Origin of the sequence: Streptosporangium sp. NPDC001559, from assembly GCF_042893955.1 — a bacterium.
In the GTDB taxonomy this organism is placed as follows: Bacteria; Actinomycetota; Actinomycetes; order Streptosporangiales; family Streptosporangiaceae; genus Streptosporangium.
In genome coordinates this window covers 600,275-620,919 of record NZ_JBIAVG010000002.1, presented here as the reverse complement: position 1 = coordinate 620,919, position 20,645 = coordinate 600,275, and the positions used below count along the sequence as shown (strand labels likewise).

At 71.3% G+C, this 20,645-nt stretch carries 21 protein-coding genes; 13 read left to right on the top strand and 8 right to left on the bottom strand.

Annotated features, from left to right (window positions below; all coding sequences use genetic code 11):
- Positions 1 to 248 precede the first annotated feature (248 nt).
- Positions 249 to 2,705 carry a M14 family zinc carboxypeptidase gene (locus ACFYY8_RS06915; RefSeq protein WP_390037952.1) on the top strand — a complete coding sequence of 819 codons (2,457 nt, stop codon included), beginning with the start codon at positions 249 to 251 and terminating at the stop codon, positions 2,703 to 2,705.
- 145 nt (positions 2,706 to 2,850) lie between these two features.
- Positions 2,851 to 3,774, top strand: coding sequence for a glycerophosphodiester phosphodiesterase (locus ACFYY8_RS06910; protein WP_390037950.1), 924 nt, complete (start codon positions 2,851 to 2,853; stop codon positions 3,772 to 3,774).
- On the opposite strand, the gene ACFYY8_RS06905 is transcribed toward ACFYY8_RS06910, so the two are convergent.
- Positions 3,684 to 4,847, bottom strand: a complete 1,164-nt coding sequence (locus ACFYY8_RS06905) for a methyltransferase (RefSeq protein ID WP_390037948.1) — start codon at positions 4,845 to 4,847, stop codon at positions 3,684 to 3,686. The two genes, ACFYY8_RS06910 and ACFYY8_RS06905, sit on opposite strands and share 91 nt — an antisense overlap.
- Positions 4,848 to 4,921: 74 nt before the next feature.
- Here ACFYY8_RS06905 and ACFYY8_RS06900 point away from each other — a divergent pair, with 74 nt between their 5' ends.
- The 3 genes from ACFYY8_RS06900 to ACFYY8_RS06890 all read left to right on the top strand — a co-directional run bounded on the left by ACFYY8_RS06900 (position 4,922) and on the right by ACFYY8_RS06890 (position 6,875).
- Positions 4,922 to 5,473, top strand: coding sequence for an MFS transporter (locus ACFYY8_RS06900; protein WP_390037946.1), 552 nt, complete (start codon positions 4,922 to 4,924; stop codon positions 5,471 to 5,473).
- A gap of 120 nt (positions 5,474 to 5,593) precedes the next feature.
- Positions 5,594 to 6,175, top strand: coding sequence for a copper resistance protein CopC (locus tag ACFYY8_RS06895; protein ID WP_390037944.1), 582 nt, complete (start codon positions 5,594 to 5,596; stop codon positions 6,173 to 6,175).
- 43 nt (positions 6,176 to 6,218) lie between these two features.
- Positions 6,219 to 6,875 carry a hypothetical protein gene (locus ACFYY8_RS06890; protein ID WP_390037942.1) on the top strand — a complete coding sequence of 219 codons (657 nt, stop codon included), beginning with the start codon at positions 6,219 to 6,221 and terminating at the stop codon, positions 6,873 to 6,875.
- Positions 6,876 to 6,897: 22 nt separating this feature from the next.
- Here the strand turns inward: ACFYY8_RS06890 and ACFYY8_RS06885 are convergent, their stop codons facing one another.
- Entirely contained in the window at positions 6,898 to 7,848 is a 951-nt protein-coding gene (locus tag ACFYY8_RS06885) for a glucosyl-3-phosphoglycerate synthase (protein ID WP_390037940.1), read from the bottom strand.
- A gap of 130 nt (positions 7,849 to 7,978) precedes the next feature.
- Here ACFYY8_RS06885 and ACFYY8_RS06880 point away from each other — a divergent pair, with 130 nt between their 5' ends.
- Positions 7,979 to 9,634 (top strand): hypothetical protein, encoded by a 1,656-nt coding sequence (locus ACFYY8_RS06880; RefSeq protein ID WP_390037938.1) that lies wholly within the window; start codon positions 7,979 to 7,981, stop codon positions 9,632 to 9,634.
- Here ACFYY8_RS06880 and ACFYY8_RS06875 read toward each other — a convergent pair.
- Complete coding sequence (locus tag ACFYY8_RS06875; protein ID WP_390037936.1) at positions 9,619 to 11,088, bottom strand: helix-turn-helix domain-containing protein; 1,470 nt, start codon at positions 11,086 to 11,088, stop codon at positions 9,619 to 9,621. The two genes, ACFYY8_RS06880 and ACFYY8_RS06875, sit on opposite strands and share 16 nt — an antisense overlap.
- A gap of 226 nt (positions 11,089 to 11,314) precedes the next feature.
- Between ACFYY8_RS06875 and aceA the strand changes: the two genes are divergently transcribed.
- On the top strand, positions 11,315 to 12,607 hold the full coding sequence (gene aceA / locus ACFYY8_RS06870) for an isocitrate lyase (protein WP_390037934.1): 1,293 nt from the start codon (positions 11,315 to 11,317) through the stop codon (positions 12,605 to 12,607).
- A 152-nt stretch (positions 12,608 to 12,759) separates the two neighbouring features.
- Here aceA and mihF read toward each other — a convergent pair whose 3' ends face one another.
- The gene (gene mihF / locus ACFYY8_RS06865) at positions 12,760 to 13,080 is read right to left on the bottom strand and encodes an integration host factor, actinobacterial type (protein WP_390037932.1); all 321 of its coding nucleotides are present in this window, start codon (positions 13,078 to 13,080) and stop codon (positions 12,760 to 12,762) included.
- A 160-nt stretch (positions 13,081 to 13,240) separates the two neighbouring features.
- Between mihF and ACFYY8_RS06860 the strand changes: the two genes are divergently transcribed.
- On the top strand, positions 13,241 to 13,414 hold the full coding sequence (locus ACFYY8_RS06860) for a hypothetical protein (protein WP_352009389.1): 174 nt from the start codon (positions 13,241 to 13,243) through the stop codon (positions 13,412 to 13,414).
- A gap of 303 nt (positions 13,415 to 13,717) precedes the next feature.
- Entirely contained in the window at positions 13,718 to 14,005 is a 288-nt protein-coding gene (locus tag ACFYY8_RS06855) for an HU family DNA-binding protein (protein ID WP_390037930.1), read from the top strand.
- A 32-nt stretch (positions 14,006 to 14,037) separates the two neighbouring features.
- Here ACFYY8_RS06855 and ACFYY8_RS06850 read toward each other — a convergent pair whose 3' ends face one another.
- Positions 14,038 to 14,853: an ABC transporter ATP-binding protein gene (locus ACFYY8_RS06850; protein ID WP_390037928.1), complete on the bottom strand. Its 816-nt coding sequence runs from the start codon at positions 14,851 to 14,853 to the stop codon at positions 14,038 to 14,040.
- 57 nt (positions 14,854 to 14,910) lie between these two features.
- A complete protein-coding gene (locus ACFYY8_RS06845) occupies positions 14,911 to 16,545 on the bottom strand; it encodes a serine/threonine-protein kinase (RefSeq protein ID WP_390037926.1) in 1,635 nt (544 codons plus the stop codon).
- A 182-nt stretch (positions 16,546 to 16,727) separates the two neighbouring features.
- On the opposite strand from ACFYY8_RS06845, the gene ACFYY8_RS06840 reads away from it, so the two are divergent.
- Genes ACFYY8_RS06840 through ACFYY8_RS06830 form a run of 3 tightly spaced genes read left to right on the top strand, consistent with a single transcriptional unit; the run spans position 16,728 to position 19,179 of the window.
- Positions 16,728 to 17,603 carry an ABC transporter permease gene (locus tag ACFYY8_RS06840; protein ID WP_390037924.1) on the top strand — a complete coding sequence of 292 codons (876 nt, stop codon included), beginning with the start codon at positions 16,728 to 16,730 and terminating at the stop codon, positions 17,601 to 17,603.
- Between the two features lies 1 nt (position 17,604).
- The gene (locus tag ACFYY8_RS06835; RefSeq protein WP_390037922.1) at positions 17,605 to 18,393 is read left to right on the top strand and encodes an ABC transporter permease; all 789 of its coding nucleotides are present in this window, start codon (positions 17,605 to 17,607) and stop codon (positions 18,391 to 18,393) included.
- A gap of 6 nt (positions 18,394 to 18,399) precedes the next feature.
- Entirely contained in the window at positions 18,400 to 19,179 is a 780-nt protein-coding gene (locus ACFYY8_RS06830; protein WP_390037920.1) for an ATP-binding cassette domain-containing protein, read from the top strand.
- A 107-nt stretch (positions 19,180 to 19,286) separates the two neighbouring features.
- Here the strand turns inward: ACFYY8_RS06830 and ACFYY8_RS06825 are convergent, their stop codons facing one another.
- Both ACFYY8_RS06825 and ACFYY8_RS06820 read right to left on the bottom strand, forming a co-directional pair.
- Positions 19,287 to 19,631 carry a hypothetical protein gene (locus ACFYY8_RS06825; protein WP_390037918.1) on the bottom strand — a complete coding sequence of 115 codons (345 nt, stop codon included), beginning with the start codon at positions 19,629 to 19,631 and terminating at the stop codon, positions 19,287 to 19,289.
- Positions 19,632 to 19,634: 3 nt separating this feature from the next.
- Positions 19,635 to 19,844, bottom strand: coding sequence for a hypothetical protein (locus ACFYY8_RS06820; RefSeq protein WP_390037917.1), 210 nt, complete (start codon positions 19,842 to 19,844; stop codon positions 19,635 to 19,637).
- A gap of 254 nt (positions 19,845 to 20,098) precedes the next feature.
- On the opposite strand from ACFYY8_RS06820, the gene ACFYY8_RS06815 reads away from it, so the two are divergent.
- A complete protein-coding gene (locus ACFYY8_RS06815; RefSeq protein ID WP_390037915.1) occupies positions 20,099 to 20,623 on the top strand; it encodes an MFS transporter in 525 nt (174 codons plus the stop codon).
- The last annotated feature ends 22 nt before the right edge of the window (positions 20,624 to 20,645 follow it).

Sequence of the window (20,645 nt, the reverse complement as noted above, 5' to 3'; positions counted from 1 at the left end):
CTGGCCACACCCCCGAGCGCGCATCCCCGAGACCCACGGCCACAGGCGTTCAGGTCACCCCGGACAACACAATCCAAACGACACATAGTGAAATTTCACTTAAATCGAACGGGAATCGTATAACCCTACGACATCCAAACTGGGGGACTTGACGAAGATGATCTTATCGATCAAGATTTCCCTCCGATTGTGTGCTCATTCCGTGACACCCCCTACTCGGCCGAGCACACCAACTGGAGGAATCTCGCATGAGAAGTTCTCTCAACGACAGAGGGAGCGGCCGCGTCGTGGCCGCGTTCGTCCTGCCCGTCGTCCTGGCGCTCGGCGCCACCCCGGTGCTCGCCAGTCCCGCTCCCCCGGCCCTGTCCGGCGGTGAGGTGGTCCCCGACCGGCAGCCGAGCACCACGCAGGACGGGGTCGCCCTGCTGCGGGTCGTCGTCCCCGACCAGGCGGCCGTCGACCGTCTCAACGCCCTGGGCGTCGACCTCGCGGAGTACCGCAAGGCCGTCGACGACGGGATCGAGGTGCACGCCGTACTCAGCCCCCAGGAGGCGCGGGAGCTGCGCGGGCAGGGCTTCGACGTCCGTGACGCCGTGCCCGGCCAGGCCGCGTTCGCGGCGAACCAGGCGGAGCGGCGGACCGCGATGTCGGCCGCGGTCACCGCCGCGCAGCAGAACGACACCCTGACCCCGCTGCGCGCGGAGTGGTTCACCAGCACCGACGACCGGCGGTTCCTCTCGGTCGAGGTCAAGTCGAGCGCGACCGACGCCGAGACCGTGCTCACCGCCACCTGGGACTCGGGGCGGGGCACTCCCCCCGACTCGGGCGGCACGGCCACGCTGTCACGCTTCACCGACGCCGGGCAGTACATGTACCACCGCTTCGACTACCCGCTGCCGGTGACGCAGGCCCCCTCCCGGGTGACGATCAAGAGCAGCCGCGGCGGCTCGGTCACGGTCCCGGTCACCAAGTGGCTCGGCGAACGGCGCACGCCGCCCGGCGGGCACTACGTCTCCGACTTCGTCGACCACTACATGGACCCGACCGAGGTCACCGGCCGGATCACCGCCCTGGCCGCCGAGTTCCCCAGGATCACCCAGATCATCGACCTGCCGTACAAGACGAACGGCTACCGCAGGGCCGCGCAGGCGCAGTTCGGCACGGGTGCGGCGAGCACGTTCTACGTGACCTCGACCGCGTACGGCTCGCAGGGCGGCAACGACGTCAGCCTCGCCCTGACCCGCCCCGAGGCCGCCTCCTCCCCGCTGACCGTCACGGTCACCGGCAAGGACGTCGTGGTCGGCCTGGCCACCGACGCCTCCGGCGCGATCTCCAGCACCGCCCGCCAGGTGGTCGACGCGCTCAACGCGAACACCGCGGCCTCGGCGCTGCTGACCGCCGCCACCTACCGGGGCGACCAGGGCGGCGGTCTGGTCGCCGCGGCCCCCGCGACCAGGCTGACCGACGGCCTGAAGGCGCCGCGGAGCGTCTCGCGTGAGCCGTTCCAGATGAAGGCGCTGCGCGTCGGCACCAAACGGGGCGGCCCGAAGGTCGGCGTCTTCCTCTACTGCCAGGAGCACGCCCGCGAGTGGGTGACCCCGCTGGTCTGTGTGGAGACGGCGGAACGGCTGCTGCGCAACTACGCGCACGACCCGCGGACCAGGAGGATCGTCGACGACCTCGACATCTTCATCCTGCCGACGTCCAACCCGGACGGCGCGCACTACAGCTTCTACGACTACAACATGCAGCGCAAGAACATGACCAACCACTGCCCGGCCAAGGCCGCCGACCCGGCCTCGCGCAACTCGTGGGGCGTCGACCTGAACCGTAACTTCTCCGTCGGCTCCATGTTCGACGGCTACCTCGGGGCCTCCTCGGACTGCACCAGCGGCGTGTTCGCGGGCCCGTCCGAACTGTCGGAGCCCGAGGACCGCAACCAGGTCTGGCTCACCAGGAAGTACCCCAACATCAAGTTCGCGATGAACACCCACTCCTACGGCGGCTACTTCATGTGGCCTCCCGGCTCCTACAAGGAGGCCGGTCGCGAGACGCTGCCGCGGATCGATCTGGGCACGGAGAACTACTTCTGGGAGTCCTCCCGGCACATCCTGTCCGCGGTGCAGGAGAGGCGTGGCACCGCGATCTGGCCCGGCCGTACCGGACCGGTGCCCGACGTGCTGTACTCGGCGGCGGGCAACAGCGCCGACGAGCACTGGTACAACCGCGGCATCATCGGCTGGGACTTCGAGGTCGGCGCCGACCTCTACGACCCGGCGACCAAGCGCTTCCAGCCGGTCGGCTTCCAGCCTCCGTTCGCCGAGGGGCACGAGGAGGCGATGGAGTTCTCCAGCGGCCAGATCGCCATCCTGGAGGTCGCCAGGGCCTACTCGGGCGACCGGCGGCGTCCCGGCTCCGAGCTGGAGGTGACCGGCAGGACCGGCACCTCGGCCACGTTCACCTTCACCACCGACGAGCCCGCGAACGTCTACTACACGCTGGACGGCAGCAGGCCGACGCTGAACTCCCCCAAGCTCGTCGCCGCCGGGACGCGTGAGGGGGCGCAGCGGATCACGGTCGACCGTACGACCGAGGTGCACTGGTTCTCCGTGGACATCGCGGGCAACGTGGAGCGCGGCTACCGCCCGGGCGGGCCGGGCGCGAACTACCGCAGGCAGCGGGTCGAGGTACGCGGCGACCGATGACCGGTGACCCGGTACGGCCGCCGGTCCAGGCCGGCGGCCGTACCGGGCATGACCGGCCCTTTGCGGATTGGTGACACACAGTTACAGTCAATAACTGTGTGTACCATTCCCCGGCTTCCTGCTCCCCGGTCCGACATCCACCCTCGTGTCCTCCGGTAGCCCGGCGGCCGTCAGGTTCGCGCGCGGGATGCTGGTGCTCGCCGCCCTGGCCGTCGTGATGCTCGGCCGGGGCGGTGGGCGGACCGCCTTCCCCTCCCCGGTCCCGGCCGGGTGCCCGGCGCCCGCCGTCGTCTCCCACCGCGGGTACGGTCCGCCGGGCACGGAGAACACCCTCAGGGCCTTCCGTGACGCCCTGGCGGCGGGGTCCGGGCAGATCGAGCTGGACGTCCACTTCACCAGGGACCACCAGCCGGTGCTGATGCACGACGCCACGGTCGACCGGACGACCACGGGCACGGGACGGGTCTCCGGCATGACCCTGTCCCGTTTCCGCGCGCTGCGCACCCTGGGCGGCGAGCGGCCCGCGACGCTGGACGAGGCGCTGCGGCTCCTGCGCGCGGCCGGCGGCCGGACACTGCTCGACCTCAAGGAGGTCCCGGACGCGGCGGACCTGCGTTCCCTCTCCGGCGAGTACCGCCGGTTGAACGCCTACCGGTGGGCGAGCCTGATGTCGTTCTCCCCGGACACGCTGCGGGCGGTGCGCTCCATCCACGCGCGCCGGGGCCTGCTGGCCAGGACGGCCCCTCCGGTCTCGCTGGCCAGGAGGTTCGCCTTCGTCGGAATCCGTCACGACAGGCTCACCGGGGAGCTGGCCCGCGCGTACGCGCGGGCCGGGGTCGCCGTCTACGCCTGGACCCCCAACGACCCCGTCGCGTGGCGGCGCCTGGCGGGCTACGGCGTCGAACGCGTCGTCACCGACGAGACACCCGCCTACCTGGCGTGGGCCGTGCGGCGGTGCGGGGCCGATCCGGTACGGCGTCAGCGTTTGGCGGCCCGCAGGACGACGAACTTCGGGTCGCTCGCGACGACCTCGCAGTTGCCGAAGAGCCTGCGCAGCTTCACGTGGTAGCCGAGGTGCCGGTTTCCCACGACCCACAGCTCACCTCCGCGGCGCAGCGCGGCGCGGGCGCCGGTGAACATCCGCCAGGCGGTCTCGTCGGTCGTCGCCCGGTGGCTGTGGAAGGGCGGGTTGTTCAGCACCAGGTCGACCGATCCGGCGGGCGTCCCGGACAGGCAGTCGCCGACGAGGAACTCCGCCCTGTCCGGGGCGGGGACGTCGTTGGCCAGGAACGTGGCCCGCGCCGAGGCGACCGCCTGGTGGGACTCGTCGACGAAGGTCACCCGCGCCTCCTCGTCGGCCAGCGCCACAGCCAGGCCGACGACCCCGTTGCCGCAGCCCAGGTCGACCACGTGCTCCGGCCCCTTGCGGCCGGGAAGGTTCCTCAGGAAGAACCTGGTGCCGATGTCGAGGCGGTCGGCGCAGAAGACTCCCGCGTGGTTGACGACGGTCAGGCCGGAGACCGCTCCGACGTCGCCGGGCAGCGTGTAGCTCAGCGGCCAGGGGTTGACGGCCGGGACCGGGCGCGGCTCCGGCGTGCAGAAGATCAGCCGTGCCTTCCTGACGGCCAGTGACGTCCTGGTCGGCCCGAGGACGCGTTCGAACAGCCGCAGCGTCGAGGTGTGGATCTCGGTGACCATCCCGGTGCCGACGACGACGGTGCCCGGGTGCACGGCCGGGGCCAGCCGGCACAGCTGGTCCTCCAGGAGCGCCAGGCTCTTCGGCACCCTGACCAGCAGCACGTCGATCCGCTCCGGAGGCGCGTCCGCGGTCGACAGGAGCCGGACGGCGTCCTGATCGATCCCGTTGCGGGCGAGGTTCGCCCGGGTCGCCTCCTGGGTGAGGAAGGAGTCGGTGATCTGCACGGGCGCGGGCCGGTGGGCGGCCAGCGCGGTGGCCAGTGCTCCCCACCGGTCACCGGACACGACCACCGTGCCGGACAGGGCGACCGGCTCGCCGTCCTCTCCTGCGAGGTGCCGCAGGAGATACTCGTCGGCGGCGTCCCAGGCGCGCAGCTCCTGCCGGGAGTGCTCGGGGAAACGGGCGAGTTCGAACTCGCCCCTTGAGGTCGTCAAACGGTTCATCGCGCCTCAGGCTAGCCCAGCTGCGACGTCCCCCGGTCTTCTCGGGGCTTGACCTGGCTGACAGGATGACGGTCATGGCCCCGGTGGCGTCAGCGCTTCGTCTGCCACGGGCACTCGTCTTCGCGACGTTGTGCCTCGTGGTCTCCGGCGGTGGCCACGCCCTGGCCGGGGGTGGGGCGGTGCCGCCGTACACGGCCGTCCTCGGGGGGATCGTCGCCCTCTGTCTCGGTTACGCCCTCAACGGACACGAGCGCGGCCCGGAGGTCGTGCTGCCCGCGAGCGTGGGCGCGCAGGTCCTGTTGCACGAGCTGTTCAGCCGGGCCGCGCCCGTGCCGTATCCGGTGATCCCGCTGGCCCACGGGCACGCCCGGCCCGGCATGACGGCGGTCCACCTCGCGGCGGCGCTGCTGACCGGCTGGTGGCTGTGGCGCGGCGAGAGCGCCCTGTGGCTCATGATCCGCGTGTACGGCGCGCGGCTCCCGATCCTTCCCGTGCTCGCCGCCACCTGGACGCCCGCGGCCGTTCCCGTTCTCGTGCCGTTCGTCGAGGCCGTGCCCCTCCTGAGCGGGTGGGCCTGCCCGGTTCCGCGCAGACGCGGGCCGCCCGCGCTCCCGCGCGCCGGCTGAGGGAGACCCTGGCGGGTCCGGCGGCCGGCGTGCCCCGTGACCGGGCTCCCCCTGCGGGGGTGCCTTCCGCCTTGCCCGGACGCGCCGACCACGCGTCCGGAAATCTCCATGGAGTCCGTTATGACATATCTGCCGCAGTTCATACGCAGAATGGTCCTGGCGGTCGCGGGCTGCGGGGTCCTCCTCGTCCTGACCGCGCCCGCGGCGCTCGCCCACGACCAGCTGCGCAGCAGTTCCCCGGCGAAGAACGCCGAGGTGTCCTCCCCCGAGCGGATCGAGCTGGTATTCAGTTCCCGGGTCCACTTCCCCGCCGTCGTCCTGCGCCGGACGGACAACGCGCAGGCACCCCTGGGCACGCCTCGCACCGAGGGACCGAAGGTGACCGCCGACGTGACGCAGCCGCTGGCCCCCGGTGGCTACGTGATCGCCTGGCGGGTCGTCTCCTCGGACGGTCACCCCATCGAGGGCGAGATCCCCTTCACCGTGACCGGCTCCGGAGAGCCGTCGGCACCGGGTGACTCCGTCGCGCCCACCGCCTCCGCGGTCCAGGTCTCGGCCTCGCCGGCGCCCGCCGCGGCGGGTGGGGAGGCCCCGAGCGGCATCCCCTGGTGGATCTGGGCCGCCCTGGCTGCGCTCGCGGCGATCGGCGCGGTCGTCTGGTACAGAACGCCCCGTCACGACCGGCCCGCATCGGAGGAGTGAGCCCGCGGGCGAACCGCCGGGCGCCGGGATACGTGATGAGGACATGATTAACAGGGTTGTCACCGTCCTCCTCCTGCTGGCCGCCGCCATCGTGGCCTTTCCCGGCACCGCGTGCGCCTGTAGTTGCGCCCCGCTCCAACCCACGGAACAGGTCGGGAACGCGAGTGTCGTCTTCACCGGGACGGTGCTCGCCTCCCGCCCGGCCAAGACCGACGCGTCCGTGCCCGCGCCGGTCGTCTACACCTTCAAGGCCGACCAGGTCTACAAGGGGCAGGCGCTGACCGAGTACCAGGTGACGACCAACGCCGACAGCGCGGCCTGCGGCTACAACTTCGAGCAGGGGGCCCGGTACCTGGTGTTCGCGTCCTCCCGGGAGAGCGGCATGATCCCGACCGAGCCGGGGCTGCCGCTGCACACGGCACTGTGCGACGGCGACTACCGGGTGCGCGCCGGGACGGGGGCGCTGGTCGCGGACGACGGGATCGAGGGGCAGCCGCTGCCCGCGGCCCTGTTGTCCGCGCTCGGCACGCCCACCGGCCCCACCGTCACCCCTGCCGTCACCGCCCCCGCGACTCCCGCCCCCACCGCCTCATCGGCCGGGGGCTCCTCGCCGTCTCCGTGGGTCTACGTGGCCGGAGTGCTGGTTCTGGCCGCGGTGGGGCTGGCCGGGTGGCGGCTGACCGCCCGGCGCGGCGCGTAGCCCCGTCACCCGCGCGGGCCGGTCACTTCGCCGGGCGCCGTCCCTCGACGGTGGCCATCGGGGGCCGCTCGGCGACGGCCACGTCGCGCACGGTCGCCTGGTGGCCGTGCGCCCCCCTGCGGAACTGGGCCAGCCGGGGCGAGGGCGTGTGCAGCGAGACCATCTTGTTGTGCCGTTCCAGGCGGGACCAGGCGGTCTGCAGGATCTGCGCGGCCATCCCGCCGAGCGCCTCGGTCGACTGGTGGGAGTGGACCCGCCTGCCCAGGTCGACCTGGGCGAGGGCGTCGAGGCCGACGAGTTCGAGCAGGTCGACCAGCAGCGCCAGCTCGACTCCGTAGCCGGTGACGAAGGGGACCCGCTCCAGCACGGAGCGCCTCCCGGCGTACTCACCCGCCAGGGGCTGCACGAATCCGGCCAGCAGCGGCCAGTGCAGGTTGAGCAGCGGCCTGGCGACCAGCTCGGTGACCCGCCCTCCCCCGCTCTGCACGTTCTGCAGCGGCCGGTCGTAGCAGCCCTTGACGTAGGCCACGCCGGAATCGTCGAGCAGCGGGCCGAGCAGCCCGGTCACGAACGACGTGCGGAACTCACGCAGGTCGGCGTCGACGAAGACCAGCAGGTCGCCCGAGGTCACCGCGAGGGACTTCCACAGGGCCTCCCCCTTGCCGTCCAGCGGTTTCAGGTCCGGCAGGATCTCGTCCTGGGCGACCACCCTGGCCCCGGCCTGCGCGGCGCGCGCCGCGGTCTCGTCCACGGAGCGTGAGTCGATGACCACGATCTCGTCGACGAGCGGGGTCTTCTCGACCAGGTCGCGCCGGATCGCCGTGACGATCTCACCGACCGTCTCGGCCTCGTCACGCGCGGGCAGCACGACGCTGATCGTGCTGTTCCCCTTGGCCTCGAGCAACCAGGGCAGGGACCAGTCATCCGACGACGAGGTGCGCCTGCCCAGCCATGCCTCCACCTCAGGCAGCACAGCCCTTCCTTCCCAGCACCTCGAAATCCACGGGTATCACCCTATGCGGCTCCTATTCTCGGCGGGTACGGGCTCTCGTACCCGCCGCGCAGTGGGAAGATCGGCTCAGAGCGGAGCGAGGAGGGACGGTATGGACCCGGTGGCCGTGATGAGGGCGGCGCGCACCGTCCGTGACGAACTCGGCGGCATGCCGGGTGAGCCTCCGGCAGAGCTCGGCGCCCGGCTCGATCCGCTGCTCGCCGGGGAGGGCGGGCAGCCGCCCGGACCACTGGCCGAGGCCGTGGTCGCCCTCATCTCCCAGTACGGCCCCGCGTGGGAACGCTTCCGCCTGCTGCTCGGCCAGGACGCGCCCCCGCAGGAGGAGCCTCCGGCCGCGAGCACCGGCCCGCTCGGCCGCGTCCCGTCCGGCGCCTCCCCCGGGCCCGCGCGCTCGGTGATCGGCAGACTGACCGGCGCCTTCCGCCGTCGCCGCAGGCAGGGCGAGTCGTCCGCCGCCGGGCAGGCACCCCCGCTTCCCCTCATCGAGGCGCCCGCCGAGGTCGTCGCGGGCTGGGGGGCCGAGGTCGAGGTCGGCCTGGTGGCCGAGGAGACGCCCAGTGGGCGGGCGGCGCCGTACGGCGGGCTTGGGCCCGCCGATCTGGACATCCAGATCGTCGCGGAGGGGTTCGAGGCTCCCGGCGGCTGGCGGGTACGGCTGCGCGCCGACGAGGCCTCGCCGTACCCCAGGGCGAAGGTCGGCCTGGTCGCCGCGGCGCAGGAGCAGCCGGTGACCGCCAGACAGATCCAGGTGGTGCACGCGGTGCGCGGCCAGGTGGTCGGTTTCGGCGTGCGGGCGCTGGCGGTCCTCGACTCCCCCGGACTGCTCGGCCGGGACAACGCCCCGCATCCGGTGGCCGGGACCCGGGTTCGGCTCGCCGAGGCCGGGCAGGCGCCGGACGTCACGGCGGTCGTCGTCCACGGTGACCGGCCGGGGCGGCTGTGGTGGACCTACCAGTCGCCGCACTTCGTCACCCCCGACCAGGCGGAGGTCTGCGAGCTGGGCATGCGGGCCTCGGAGTTCGGGCGGAGCCTGGCCGAACAGTCCCTGCCCCTGGAGGAGGTGGGGGCACGGGTCGCGGCGCACGTCCCGCCGGGGTTCTGGGAGTTGCTGAACGCGGTGGCCGGGCGGGTGTCGCCCCGTCGGCCGAGTGTGCTCTTCCTGTCTCAGGAGCCACACGTCCCGTGGGACCTGGCCGTGCTCCAGCATCCGTTCGACCGGTCCCTGCCCGGTTTCCTGAACTGCCAGGCGGTGACGGGGCGCTGGCCGCTCGGCGGGAACCGCCCTGAGCTGCCGCCTCCGGCGCGGGCGGGCGCACGGGGCATGGCGGTCGTGCACGGCGGGCCGCACCCGCACCCGCTGGTCTCCGCCTTCGGCGCCCGGCAGGTCGGCACCTCGCTGGGCGAGGTGCTCGCGCTGCTCGGCGACCCGCCGGACGTGGTGCACTTCGCCACGGGCGGCCCGGCCGCCGAGTCCCTCGGGCGGGGCATGGGCGGTGGCGCGTTCGTCTTCCTCGACGAGCCCGGTGACTGCCAGCCGTTCCTGCTGGCGGGGGCGTGCGCCGCCGTCGCGCCGTTCAGGCCCGTCGGGGACGGCCTGGTCGAGGAGTTCCACCGGCGCGCCTTGGCCGGGGAGCCTCCGGCTGAGGTGCTGCGCTCGCTGCGCTGCGTCGCCCCGGCGACGGCGCCCGCCTACCAGTTCTTCGGCAACCCCTGGCTCGTGCTGGAACGCGATCAGCCCGCGGCGTGACGTTCGAGGAAGGCGTAGACGTCGGCCTCGTCGACGCCGGGGAACGATCCCGGCGGCAACGCGGCCAGGACGTGGGAGTTGCCGCGCGCCGAGGGCCAGGCGTAACCGTCCCAGCGCTGGGCCAGCTCGACGGGCGGACGGCGGCAGCAGTCACCGGTCGGGCAGTTCGACCTGGTGCGGTTGGTCGTCTCCCTGCCGCGGAACCAGCGTGACTCCCGATACGGCACACCCAGGGTGATCGCGAAGTCCCGCTCCCGCGAGGGGTCGACGTGGGCGATGCAGAAGTAGGTGCCGGTCGGCGAGTCGGAGTACTGGTAGAAGACCGAGAACCTGTCCGGGGAGCGGAAGACCTGGCGTCCCGACCACTGCAGGCACATCCGCTGGCCCTCGATCGCCCCCTGCTCGTCGGCGGGGAAGACGATGCCGTCGTTCTCGTAGGCCTTGAAGATGATCCCGCCCGCGTCGTTGCGAACGAAGTGACAGGTCAGGTCGAGGAAGTGGGTGGCGAGGTTGGTGAAGCGGTGCGCGGCCATCTCGTAGGAGACGGCGAACACGTCCCTGAGGTCCTCGACGCTGAGCGCCCTGTCCTGTTTCGCCTCCCTGAGGAAGGGCACGGCGGTCGCCTCGGGCACCAGCACCGCGGCGGCGAAGTAGTTGGCCTCGGTCCGCTGGCGCAGGAAGTCGGCGAAGTCGCGGGGCCTGTGGTGGCCCAGAGCGAGGTGGCCGAGTGTCTGCAACAGGATCGTGCGCGGGGTGTGCATGCCGAGTTGTTCGTGCTTGACGTAGATGCGCCGGTTGCGTAGGTCGGTGATGGAGCGCACCGTGCGGGGCAGGTCCTGGACGGTCTGCACGGTGTAGCCGAAGTGGGTGACCAGGGCCTGGACCGTGCCCTGCGACAGCGCCCCGGTACGGTAGCCGACCGCGGACAACGCCTCGGCCGCGGCCTTCTCGATCTCCTCGAAGTGGTTTCCCCGTTCGCGTTGCATGCGCCGCAGTTCGGCGTTGGCGACCCGTGCCTCCTCCGGGGTCGCGGTGCCCCTGGCCTGGCGTGAGCGCAGCTCGCCGTACAGGCCGAGGATGTGTTCGAGCACGTCGTTGGGGACGCGCGCGGAGACCTTCAGCCTGGCCAGGCCCAGTCCGGCGTACAGCGGGTCGCGCTGGGCCTCCTCAAGCTCCATCTCCAGCTGGGCCCTGCGGTTGGGCGCCTGGCGGCGCAGCAGTTCCTCGACGGGCACGCCGAGCGCGACGGCCAGGGACTTCAGCAGCGACAGCTTGGGTTCGCGTTTGCCGTTCTCCAGCAGCGACAGCTGGCTCGGCGCGCGGCCGACGCGTTCACCGAGGTCGGAGAGGGTGAGACCGCGCTGCTTGCGCAGGTGTCTCAGCCGCTGCCCGAACGCGATGAGGTCGAGCTCCTGCGTCAAGGACAGCGGTTCTTCTCCGACGAGCGATGCCATAACACGATGCTAAACGAAATTTCGAGAGATATTTCAAGCACTCACGCACCCAACCCGGGATTGGTCTAGTCCATATCGAAAACTATGAATTTCTTCTGCACCAAAGACAGCCGATCCTTGCCGAAGCAGCAAGAAAGTTGATTCTTTCGCGATCGATGACCTGTTCGTCCCTTTCGATGGGGAACACACTCGGTGCAAGGCACCCAGGGGACGACAAGGAGTGACGATGAACGATCGCCTCAAGGGAGCCGCAGACGAGCTGCGGCGAGAGTGGCGGACCGACCCTCGTTGGGCGGGTACCGAGCGGACCTTCACGGCCGAGGACGTGGTTCGACTCCGGGGCTCCGTCCAGGAGGAGCACACTCTCGCCCGGCTCGGTTCCGAGCGGCTTTGGAAACTGCTCCACACCGAGGACTACGTGCACGCCCTCGGCGCGCTGACCGGCAACCAGGCCGTTCAGCAGGTCAAGGCCGGGCTGAAGGCCATATACCTGTCAGGCTGGCAGGTGGCCGCCGACGCCAACCTGGGCGGGCAGACCTATCCCGACCAGAGCCTCTACCCCGCCAACTCGGTTCCGGCCGTGGTGCGCCGTATCAACAACGCGCTGCTGCGCGCCGACCAGATCACCTGGTCGGAGGAGGAGCGCGACGCCCCCCACTGGCTGGCCCCGATCGTGGCCGACGCCGAGGCGGGCTTCGGCGGAGTGCTCAACGCCTTCGAGCTGATGAAGGGCATGATCGCCGCGGGCGCGGCGGGCGTGCACTGGGAGGACCAGCTCGCCTCGGAGAAGAAGTGCGGCCATCTGGGCGGAAAGGTGCTCATCCCCACCGGCCAGCACGTCAAGACGCTCAACGCGGCCCGTCTCGCGGCCGACGTCGCGGGCGTCCCCTCGGTGATCATCGCGCGGACCGACGCCCAGGCCGCGACGCTCCTGACCACCGACGTCGACCCCCGTGACCAAGCCTTCACCACCGGCGAGCGCACCGCGGAGGGGTTCTACCGCGTCCGCAACGGCGTCTCCGCCTGCATCGCACGGGGCCTGGCCTACGCCCCCTACGCCGACCTGCTGTGGATGGAGACCTCGACTCCGGACCTGGACGTCGCCCGCCGGTTCGCCGAGGCCGTCAAGGCCGTCTACCCCGACCAGATGCTCGCCTACAACTGCTCGCCCTCGTTCAACTGGAAGAAGCACCTCGACGACTCCACGATCTCCAAGTTCCAGCGCGAACTGGGGCACATGGGATACAAGTTCCAGTTCATCACGCTGGCGGGCTTCCACTCGCTCAACTACTCGATGTTCGACCTGGCCAGGAGGTACGCCGAGGAGGGCATGACCGCCTATGTCGGCCTCCAGGAGGCCGAGTTCGCCGCGGAGCGACGCGGCTACACCGCCACCCGCCACCAGCGCGAGGTCGGCACCGGATACTTCGACCTGGTCAGCACGGCCGTCGCGCCGGACTCCTCGACCACGGCCCTCAGGGGCTCGACCGAGGAGGAGCAGTTCGAGACGGCTCACTGACCCCTCGGACAAGGACCCGCCCGGGCGCCTCCAGGGCATGGGATCGCTCCCCGGGCGGGCCCGGCCGCCAGGTCGTCGCGTGAGGCCCCGCCGTACGGATCTTCCGGGTCCGTACGGCGGGGCCTTCGCCGTGCTCCGCCTCGGGGCGTCGTTCAGCTCGCCGTTCCGCTCACCAGGGCCCTGATCAGCCTGCGCCGCTGCTGCGCTCCCAGGCCGCCGAGGCGGCGGGTCTCGTCGACCTCGGCCCGCTGCATGAGCTGGGCCGCCTTGACACTGCCGATCCCCGGCAGGGCGCGCAACGCCTGCGAGACCTTGATGCGCCTGGCGACCTCGTCGTTCCTGGAGAGCAACTGCTCAAGACTGATCGATCCCGCCTTGACCTCGGCCAGAAGCCTGGCCCTGGCGACACGGGTCTCGGCGGCCTTGGCGAGGGCCGCCTGACGCTGTTCGGGGGTTAGCTTGGGCAGAACCATGTTGATTTCTCCCTGATTACTTGGATTAAGACCGTCTGTTACCCAGAGCACAACGGCTAATCACCGACGGAAGCGGTCAAACCACATGGCTTACGGGACCTATCACGATATGCCCGGTTGGTTACCCCGGCCTTACCTGACTGTTCGTAGCCTCGACTCCATGGGGATCTGGCGAGGGCCGGACGGCATCGAGGTCGAGGCGGTCGTGCTCAACGATCGACCGTGCCTGCGTGTCACCCGGCGGGTCGGCGAACGGCGGGTTCTGCTGGCGTACTGCCTGGACGTGCGCGAGGTCGGCGAACACGTCGATCTCGCCGAGCTCGTCGCGACATAGGCATGGCAGAGGCCGCTCGCACGCCCGGCGCGGTTTCACAGATCACGGTCACGTCCGATCCGGTACCCGTGTGAACTTTCACGGCCCGTGAGACGTCCGAGTAGTGGGAGGCCCGAATGGAAGTTCTGGACGGCCTCGTCGACGAAGACCTCCGCCTGGAGCTCATCCTCGTCGAGGCCTTGTACGGGGAAGCGGAACGGCTGGCCGCCCAGTCGGACCGCTGAAGGCCCCAGGTGCCTGCCGTCTCCCCATGGGACGGCAGGCACCTCCCCGGCGATGAGGGGAATGGCGTTAACTGTCCCCATGAACAAGCGCGAGCTGATCGAGAAGGCCGCGGCCGAGGCTGGACTCACCAGGAGGCAGACCGCGGCGGCCCTCGAAGCGATCCTGGGAACCATCCAGACAGCCGTCGCGGCCGAGGAGAAGGTCGCGATCCCAGGCTTCGGTTCCTTCGAGATCGTCCACAAACCCGCACGGACCGGCCGTAACCCACAGACCGGGGAACCCCTGGAGATCGCCGAGACCTGGACCGCGAGGTTCAAACCGAGCCCGGGGTTCATGGGCCTCATCCGCCAGCGCAAGAGGGACTGACCCCACCGGACATGGGACCGGCCGATCCCGCGTCAGCTCCGTACGGCCACAGCCGACCAGCGTCCTTCGTGCCGGCCGACCCGCAGCGGCCTGCCGAAGCAGCCGGACAGGTTCTCCTCCGTCAGCACCCGCTCGACCGGCCCCGCCGCGCAGATCCGAGACTCGCGCATCAGCAGAGCGTGGGTCGTGGTCGCGGGCACCTCCTCAAGGTGGTGGGTGACCGTGACCGTGGTCAGCGCGGGCCGGGTCATGGCGAGGCCCTCCACCGCGTTGACCAGGTCCTCCCGCGCCGGAAGGTCGAGCCCGGCGAACGGCTCGTCGAGCAGCAGGAGAACCGGATCGGCCATCAACGCCCTGGCGACCCGGATCCTGGCCCGCTCTCCCTGCGAGCAGACCCGGAAGAGCCGCTCGGCCAACTCCCCGCAGCCCATCTCGCCCAGCATCCGGTGGGCGCGCTCGTGCTCCTCGGGCCGGTAACGGTCCCACAGCGGGGCGCTCGTGCCGGTGTGGCCGGTCAGCACGACCGTGTGGGCGCTCGCGCCCTCCTCCTCAAGCAGTTCCTCGTCGACAAGCCGCTGGCTCGCGGCGACCAGGCCGATGTGGCGGCGCAGTTCCCGCAGGTCCATCCGGCCCAGCCGCTGGCCGAGCACGGTCACCGTGCCCTCCGTCGGATGCCGTACGGCCGCCGCCAACGACAGCAGAGTCGTCTTGCCCGCGCCGTTCGGCCCGAGCACCACCCAGTGCTCGCCGTACCCGACCCGCCAGTCGACCCCGTCCAGCAACGTCCCACCGACCACCCGGACACCGACGCCGCTCAACTCGACCGCGCCCGGCGCGAGTCCGCCCACAGGCCTCCCCCTCCGACTCGACACGCGCCGATCACCCTAACGGACGCCCCCGCGGGATCACTCGCCGGACTTGAGCGCGGGCCCCGCACTCGACGAGGGAAGGGACGGCGGCACCGCCGTGGAGCCCCCCGTGACGGGGGCGACGCTCTCGCTCCCCCCTACCTGCGGGACCGGGGTGAGGAACGACTTGGAGTCACCCGGGCTCGCCGGGCACTCCACGCTCTTGTCCAGGGTGCCCGCGCAGCCGACCGGCTCCTCCGCCTCGGCGGTTTCCCTGGTCCACCGCGGAAGCCGCGACCACCGTGGAAGCCGCGGATAACGCCTCGGATAGTGCTGCGGTCTCGCGAACCCCGGCTCCTCGAAGGCGGGCGGAAGAGCAGGGGGCTCCGTGACACCGACCGTGGGCGTGGCGATCGGAGCGGCCGGGACGACCGAGACGACCGGGACCGCCGAGGCCCCCGGACCCACCGGAGTCGGCGGCGGCGGCCCCTTCGGCGTGGCGGGCCGCCCCGTCTCCCTCCGGACACGCTCGGTCGGGCTTCCGTGGACCGGCGCGATCACCGCGGGAAGCTCCCCCACCTCGGGATCGGCGTACGGCCTGGCCCCTCCCCTGGCGGCTGCCAAGACCGTGACGGCCGCCATGACGAGGGTGGCCAGCGCCGCGAAACCCGCCTGCGTCCGGTGCGGCCGTCGCTGCGGCATCGTCCTCGCCACCCGGTGGGAGGCGGAACCCGCCATGACCGAGGGACGTCCCCCGCCCACCCCGCTTCCCTCCCTGACCGGGGACGACCCCTGCCCCGCCCCGCCCTGGGGCCACGGCACCGGGGTCCAGATCCAGCCGAGCACCTCGGCGACCGCCACGCGGAGATTCCCCGGGGCGCCGACCCCTCCCGCCGCGAGCAACGCGCCGAGCAGATCGGCGGCGCCCGGCCGCCGTGCGGGATCCTTGGCCAGCGAGGCCTCGACCACCGGACGCAGCCTCTCCGGAAGACCGGTCAGCTCCGGCGGATCGGCCAGCACGCGGCGGGCCAGCGCCTCGGCGTCCCCCGCGCCGAAGGGATGGGAGCCGGTGGCCGCGTAGGCGACCAGGCATCCCCAGGCGAAGACGTCGGAGGCGGGCAGCGCGGGCCCTCCGGTGAGCCGCTCCGGAGAGACCCAGCCGGGACTGCCCATGACCTGCCCCGCCTCGGTGTGCGCGACGAGGGTGTCGACGCCCCTGGCGATGCCGAAGTCGATCAGCCTCGGCCCCTCCTCCGACAGCAGCACGTTGCCCGGCTTGAGGTCGCGGTGGACCAGGCCCGCCTCGTGCACCGCGACCAGCGCGGCCGCGACCCCCAGGGCGACGCCGTAGGCGAGGTCGGCGGACAGCGGCCCCACCCGGGCCATCACCTCCGACAGCGCGGGACCGGGGATGTACTCGCAGACGAGGTACTGGCGGTCGCCGTCCACGCCGTCCTCGTAGACCCGCGCGGTGCAGAAGGGCACCACCCGCCGGGAGTTGACGATCTCCTCGGCGAAACGCGCGCGCAGGGTGGCGTCACCGAGGTGGGCCGGGTGCGGGGTCTTGAGCGCGACCACGTCCCCGTTCGGACGCTCGGCCAGGTAGACCACGCCCATGCCCCCGGCCCCCAGCCGTCCGAGCAGCCGGTGGCCGCCGACCGCGATCGGATCTCCTGACGTGAGGGGCCGCACGCCGGGCGGCATGCCGTACCTGGGACCAGTTCCGCCACGTGCCATCCTGGTTGAACCTCTCGTGTACGCGATGCGGCACACACACTGTGGCGAACCCGGGAGCCCGCCGCCCGTGCCCCAGACCTAAGGGATACGAAAGGTAAGGGGAATCATCCCTAACGGTAATCAACCTGTGACGCCATGTGGCCGAGGAGACGGAAAAACCCGTTGCCCCGATCAAGATCGGCGACAACGATAGGACGGTTGTCCCGACGCTTCCCGGGGAGGCCGTCTTCCTTCTCTACCTTCACATCGCCCGGTACGGCTTCCGCCGCCACTTCGCCTACCGGTCCGCCGCCCTCGCCGGGGCCTTCACCAACACCGTCTTCGGCATCCTGCGCGCCTACGTGCTGATCGCCCTGTGGACCGCCCGGCCCGGCCTGGGGGGCTACGACCTGGCCGACGCCGTGACCTTCTGCTTCCTCAGCCAGGCCTTCATCGGGCCGATGCAGGTCTTCGGCGGCGGTCTGCAACTGGCCGAACGCGTGCGCAACGGAGACGTGGCCGTCGACCTCGTCCGTCCCGCCTCACTGCAGCTGTGGAGCCTCGCCGACGACGTGGGCAGGGCCGCCCACCTGTTCCTGCTGCGCAGCCTGCCGCCGACGATCGTCGGCGCGGCGCTCTTCGAACTTGTCCTGCCCCCCGGCCCCGCCGCCTGGCTCTCCTTCGCCGCGGGCTTCGCGCTCGGGGTCGTCGTCAGTTTCGCCTGGCGCTACCTCATCGCGCTCTCGGCCTGCTGGCTCGTCGACGACAGGGGCATGCAGTCGCTGTCGTTGGTCCTGACGTTCTTCTTCAGCGGCATGGTGCTGCCGCTGAACCTGTTCCCCGGCTGGCTCGGCGACCTCGCCCGCGCACTGCCCTGGTCGGCGATGGTCCAGGTCCCCGCCGACCTCTACCTCGGCAAGCGCGACATCCTCGACGCCCTGGGCTTCCAGGCCGCCTGGGCGGTCGCCCTGCTCGCACTCGGCGCCCTGGCGACCTCCGCCGCCCGCCGCAAGGTCGTGATCCAGGGTGGTTGACATGGTCAGGACCTATCTCCTGCTCGCCTGGACCTGGCTGCGCGCCTCCGCCCAGTATCCGGGGCCGCTGATCACGATGGCCGTGGGCTCGTTCGCCATCAACATGCTCGACGTCCTGGCGATCTGGGTGATCTTCGAACACACCCGTTCGCTCGCCGGATTCGGCGTGGCCGAGGTCATGTTCCTGTACGGCACGTCGAGCCTGGCCTTCGGGGTGAGCGACATGCTCTTCGGCAACCTGGACCGGCTCAGCCAGCACATCAGGACGGGCGGGTTCGACACCATGCTCATCCGTCCGGCGAGCGCGTTCGTCCAGATGGCCGTCGACCGCTTCAGCGTGCACCGCTTCGGCAGGATCACCCAGGCCGTGGTCGTGCTCACCATCGCCCTGTCCGGACTCGACCTGCCCTGGGACAGGGCCTGGGCGATCCCGCCGATGATCCTGTGCGGAATCGTCATCTTCTCCTCCCTCTTCGCCCTGGCCGGCGCGGCGCAGTTCCTGCTGACCGACGCGCCCGAGGTGGCCAACGCCTTCACCTACGGGGGCAACGCGCTCACCCAGTACCCGCTGAACGTCTACAGCCGCGACCTCGTCAGGGGAGTCACCTTCGTCGTACCGCTGGCCTTCGTGAACTGGCAGCCCGCACTGTTCGTGCTGGACCGTCCCGACCCGCTCGGCCTGCCGTACTGGCTGCGTTTCGCCTCCCCGCTCGCCGCGCTGACGCTGGCCGCCGTCGCCGCGCTCGCCTGGCGGGCGGGCGTCCGCCGCTACCGCTCGACAGGGAGCTGACACGACATGATCGAGGTTCAGGGAGTCGGCCGCTCGTTCACCGTCGGCCGCCGCAGCGCGCGTAAGACGGTGCACGCCGTACAGGACCTGTCGTTCACGGTCGGGGCCGGGGAGTTCGTCGGCTACCTCGGGCCGAACGGCGCCGGCAAGTCGACCACCATCAAGATGCTCACCGGCATCCTCGCGCCGACCACGGGCCGCATCGAGGTGGCCGGCCTCGACCCGGCACGACGCCGTACGGCTCTCGCGCGCAGGATCGGCGTGGTCTTCGGCCAGCGGACCACCCTGTGGTGGGACCTGCCGCTGCGGGACAGCTTCGAACTGATCCGGCACCTTTACAAAGTAGATCGGGTTGTTTTCCGGGAGAGGCTCGAGGAGCTGTCCTGCCTGCTCGGCCTGGAGTCCTTCATGACCACCCCGGTCCGCCAGCTCAGCCTGGGCCAGCGCATGCGCGGCGACGTCACCGCGGCCCTGTTGCACGACCCCGCCGTGCTCGTGCTCGACGAGCCGACCATCGGCCTGGACGTCGTCAGCAAGGCCGCCATGCGGGAGTTCCTGAGCCGCCGCAACGCCGAACACGGCACCACGGTCCTGCTCACCACCCACGATCTGGGCGACATCGAGCGGCTCTGCCGCCGGGTGATGCTCATCGACCACGGCCGCCTGACGTTCGACGGCACCCTCGACGACCTGCGCGCGACCGTTCCCGAGGAGAAGTCGATCGAGGACGTGGTCGCCCGCCTCTACACCGGCGGAACCGCGCCGGCCGCGGAACCGTCCGTCTGAGCGCCGTCGCGGGGACGGTGACGTCCGTCACCGCGGGCGACGCCCGACGCGCGCCCCAGCGGTCAGGGGGATGGGAGCGCACGCCGGGCTGGAGGGGTGGTCCGGGGTCAGGCCGTGAGATTGACGTAGTAACTGGAGTAACCGTTCAGATCGACCAGGCGGGCGCCGACCCGCCGCGCGGCGGTGCTGCCGATGTTCAGGCAGGAGTCGAAGGAGTCCCGGTAGACGTAGAACGGGCCGTGGGAGCCGGTCCACACCGCGCCGTCGGCGGCCTCGGCGTAGAACGCGGCATAGCGGTTGCCCGTGTTGAGAACGTGGGCCTCACCACCCGGGTCGACGGCCCACCAGCCCCGGGTGCCCCACTGCCCCTGGTCGCGGCAGCCGTCCGGGCTGTAGAACATGATCGCGATCCATGCCCTGGCGGTGTAGCGGTTGCGGAAGTGCAGCTCCATGGCCTATCCCTCCGGCTCCGCGAAGCGCTGGGTCAGCGGTCTGTCGTCCGGCCGCTCCTCGGCCAGCGGGGGCAGGTGGCCACCGGCGCCCGTCGCGGCGGCGACACCCTCGGCTGCGCCCGGGCGCGCGTCGGTCTCACCGACGCGCGATCCCGTCTCTCCGGCGAACGCCACCCGGGGGTCGGGGTGACGCTCGATGCCGTTGTCGGGCATGTCTCACCTCTATCTCGCAAGCACTTAGGGTGATCAGTCAACAACGTACAGTTACGCAACGGGTGTGTAAAGAGGAGTTCTGGCGCATCCAACGCCCACGGATCCACATTCCGGGCAGAGTCCGGAAAGATCTTCTCCGGGCCGTCCGCGCCCCGGCTTTCACGTCCGTGCCCGGCCCCGAGCCCGGAACGGCGGGGGAGGCCGGACCGTGAGAACATATGGGCGTCATGCATGCCCGTCTCCCGTTACGCCTCATGCGCACGGCCGCCTTCTCGGCCGTCTGCGTGACGCTCGCCGTGCTCGGCCACCTGGCCGCGGGCGGCTCGGGGCCCGAGTCGTGGGCGGTCGCGGCCGGTGGCGCCACGGTCATGGCGTTGACGACGGCGCTGGCCGGTCGTGAACGGTCGGCGACGACGATCGGCGTGACCCTGTCCGGCATGCAACTGTTCCTACACGAACTGTTCGCCTTCGACGACCCCTCGGGGATCTCGCTGGCCGTACACGGCCACGGCGGCAGGCTGGGCGAGGGCCTCGGCATGATCATCGCGCACCTCACCGCGACGCTGATCACCGGCTGGTGGCTGTCACGCGGCGAGGCCGCCCTGTGGGCGCTGCTGCGCGCCGCCGGACGGCGGCTCGGCGCGGCCCTGCGCCTGCTCCCGCTGCCCTCGATCCCCGCTCCTCCGCGCACGGTGCCCGCCACCGTCGCACCCGTCCCCGCCGGGCGGCTGCTCCGCCATACCGTCAGCAGACGCGGTCCTCCACTTCCCGCCGTCTGAGATCACCTGGCACCTACCTGTG

Bases quoted from the DNA above. Each gene is read 5' to 3' on its own strand.
- ACFYY8_RS06835 (WP_390037922.1), top strand. From the start codon at position 17,605: ATGGTCAGGACCTATCTCCTGCTCGCCTGGACCTGGCTGCGCGCCTCC.
- ACFYY8_RS06855 (WP_390037930.1), top strand. From the start codon at position 13,718: ATGAACAAGCGCGAGCTGATCGAGAAGGCCGCGGCCGAGGCTGGACTC.
- ACFYY8_RS06820 (WP_390037917.1), bottom strand. From the start codon at position 19,844: ATGCCCGACAACGGCATCGAGCGTCACCCCGACCCCCGGGTGGCGTTC.
- ACFYY8_RS06890 (WP_390037942.1), top strand. From the start codon at position 6,219: ATGATTAACAGGGTTGTCACCGTCCTCCTCCTGCTGGCCGCCGCCATC.
- ACFYY8_RS06895 (WP_390037944.1), top strand. From the start codon at position 5,594: ATGACATATCTGCCGCAGTTCATACGCAGAATGGTCCTGGCGGTCGCG.
- ACFYY8_RS06875 (WP_390037936.1), bottom strand. From the start codon at position 11,088: ATGGCATCGCTCGTCGGAGAAGAACCGCTGTCCTTGACGCAGGAGCTC.
- ACFYY8_RS06815 (WP_390037915.1), top strand. From the start codon at position 20,099: ATGCGCACGGCCGCCTTCTCGGCCGTCTGCGTGACGCTCGCCGTGCTC.
- ACFYY8_RS06915 (WP_390037952.1), top strand. From the start codon at position 249: ATGAGAAGTTCTCTCAACGACAGAGGGAGCGGCCGCGTCGTGGCCGCG.
- ACFYY8_RS06825 (WP_390037918.1), bottom strand. From the start codon at position 19,631: ATGGAGCTGCACTTCCGCAACCGCTACACCGCCAGGGCATGGATCGCG.
- ACFYY8_RS06860 (WP_352009389.1), top strand. From the start codon at position 13,241: ATGGGGATCTGGCGAGGGCCGGACGGCATCGAGGTCGAGGCGGTCGTG.
- ACFYY8_RS06880 (WP_390037938.1), top strand. From the start codon at position 7,979: ATGGACCCGGTGGCCGTGATGAGGGCGGCGCGCACCGTCCGTGACGAA.
- ACFYY8_RS06905 (WP_390037948.1), bottom strand. From the start codon at position 4,847: ATGAACCGTTTGACGACCTCAAGGGGCGAGTTCGAACTCGCCCGTTTC.
- ACFYY8_RS06900 (WP_390037946.1), top strand. From the start codon at position 4,922: ATGGCCCCGGTGGCGTCAGCGCTTCGTCTGCCACGGGCACTCGTCTTC.
- ACFYY8_RS06830 (WP_390037920.1), top strand. From the start codon at position 18,400: ATGATCGAGGTTCAGGGAGTCGGCCGCTCGTTCACCGTCGGCCGCCGC.
- mihF (WP_390037932.1), bottom strand. From the start codon at position 13,080: ATGGTTCTGCCCAAGCTAACCCCCGAACAGCGTCAGGCGGCCCTCGCC.
- aceA (WP_390037934.1), top strand. From the start codon at position 11,315: ATGAACGATCGCCTCAAGGGAGCCGCAGACGAGCTGCGGCGAGAGTGG.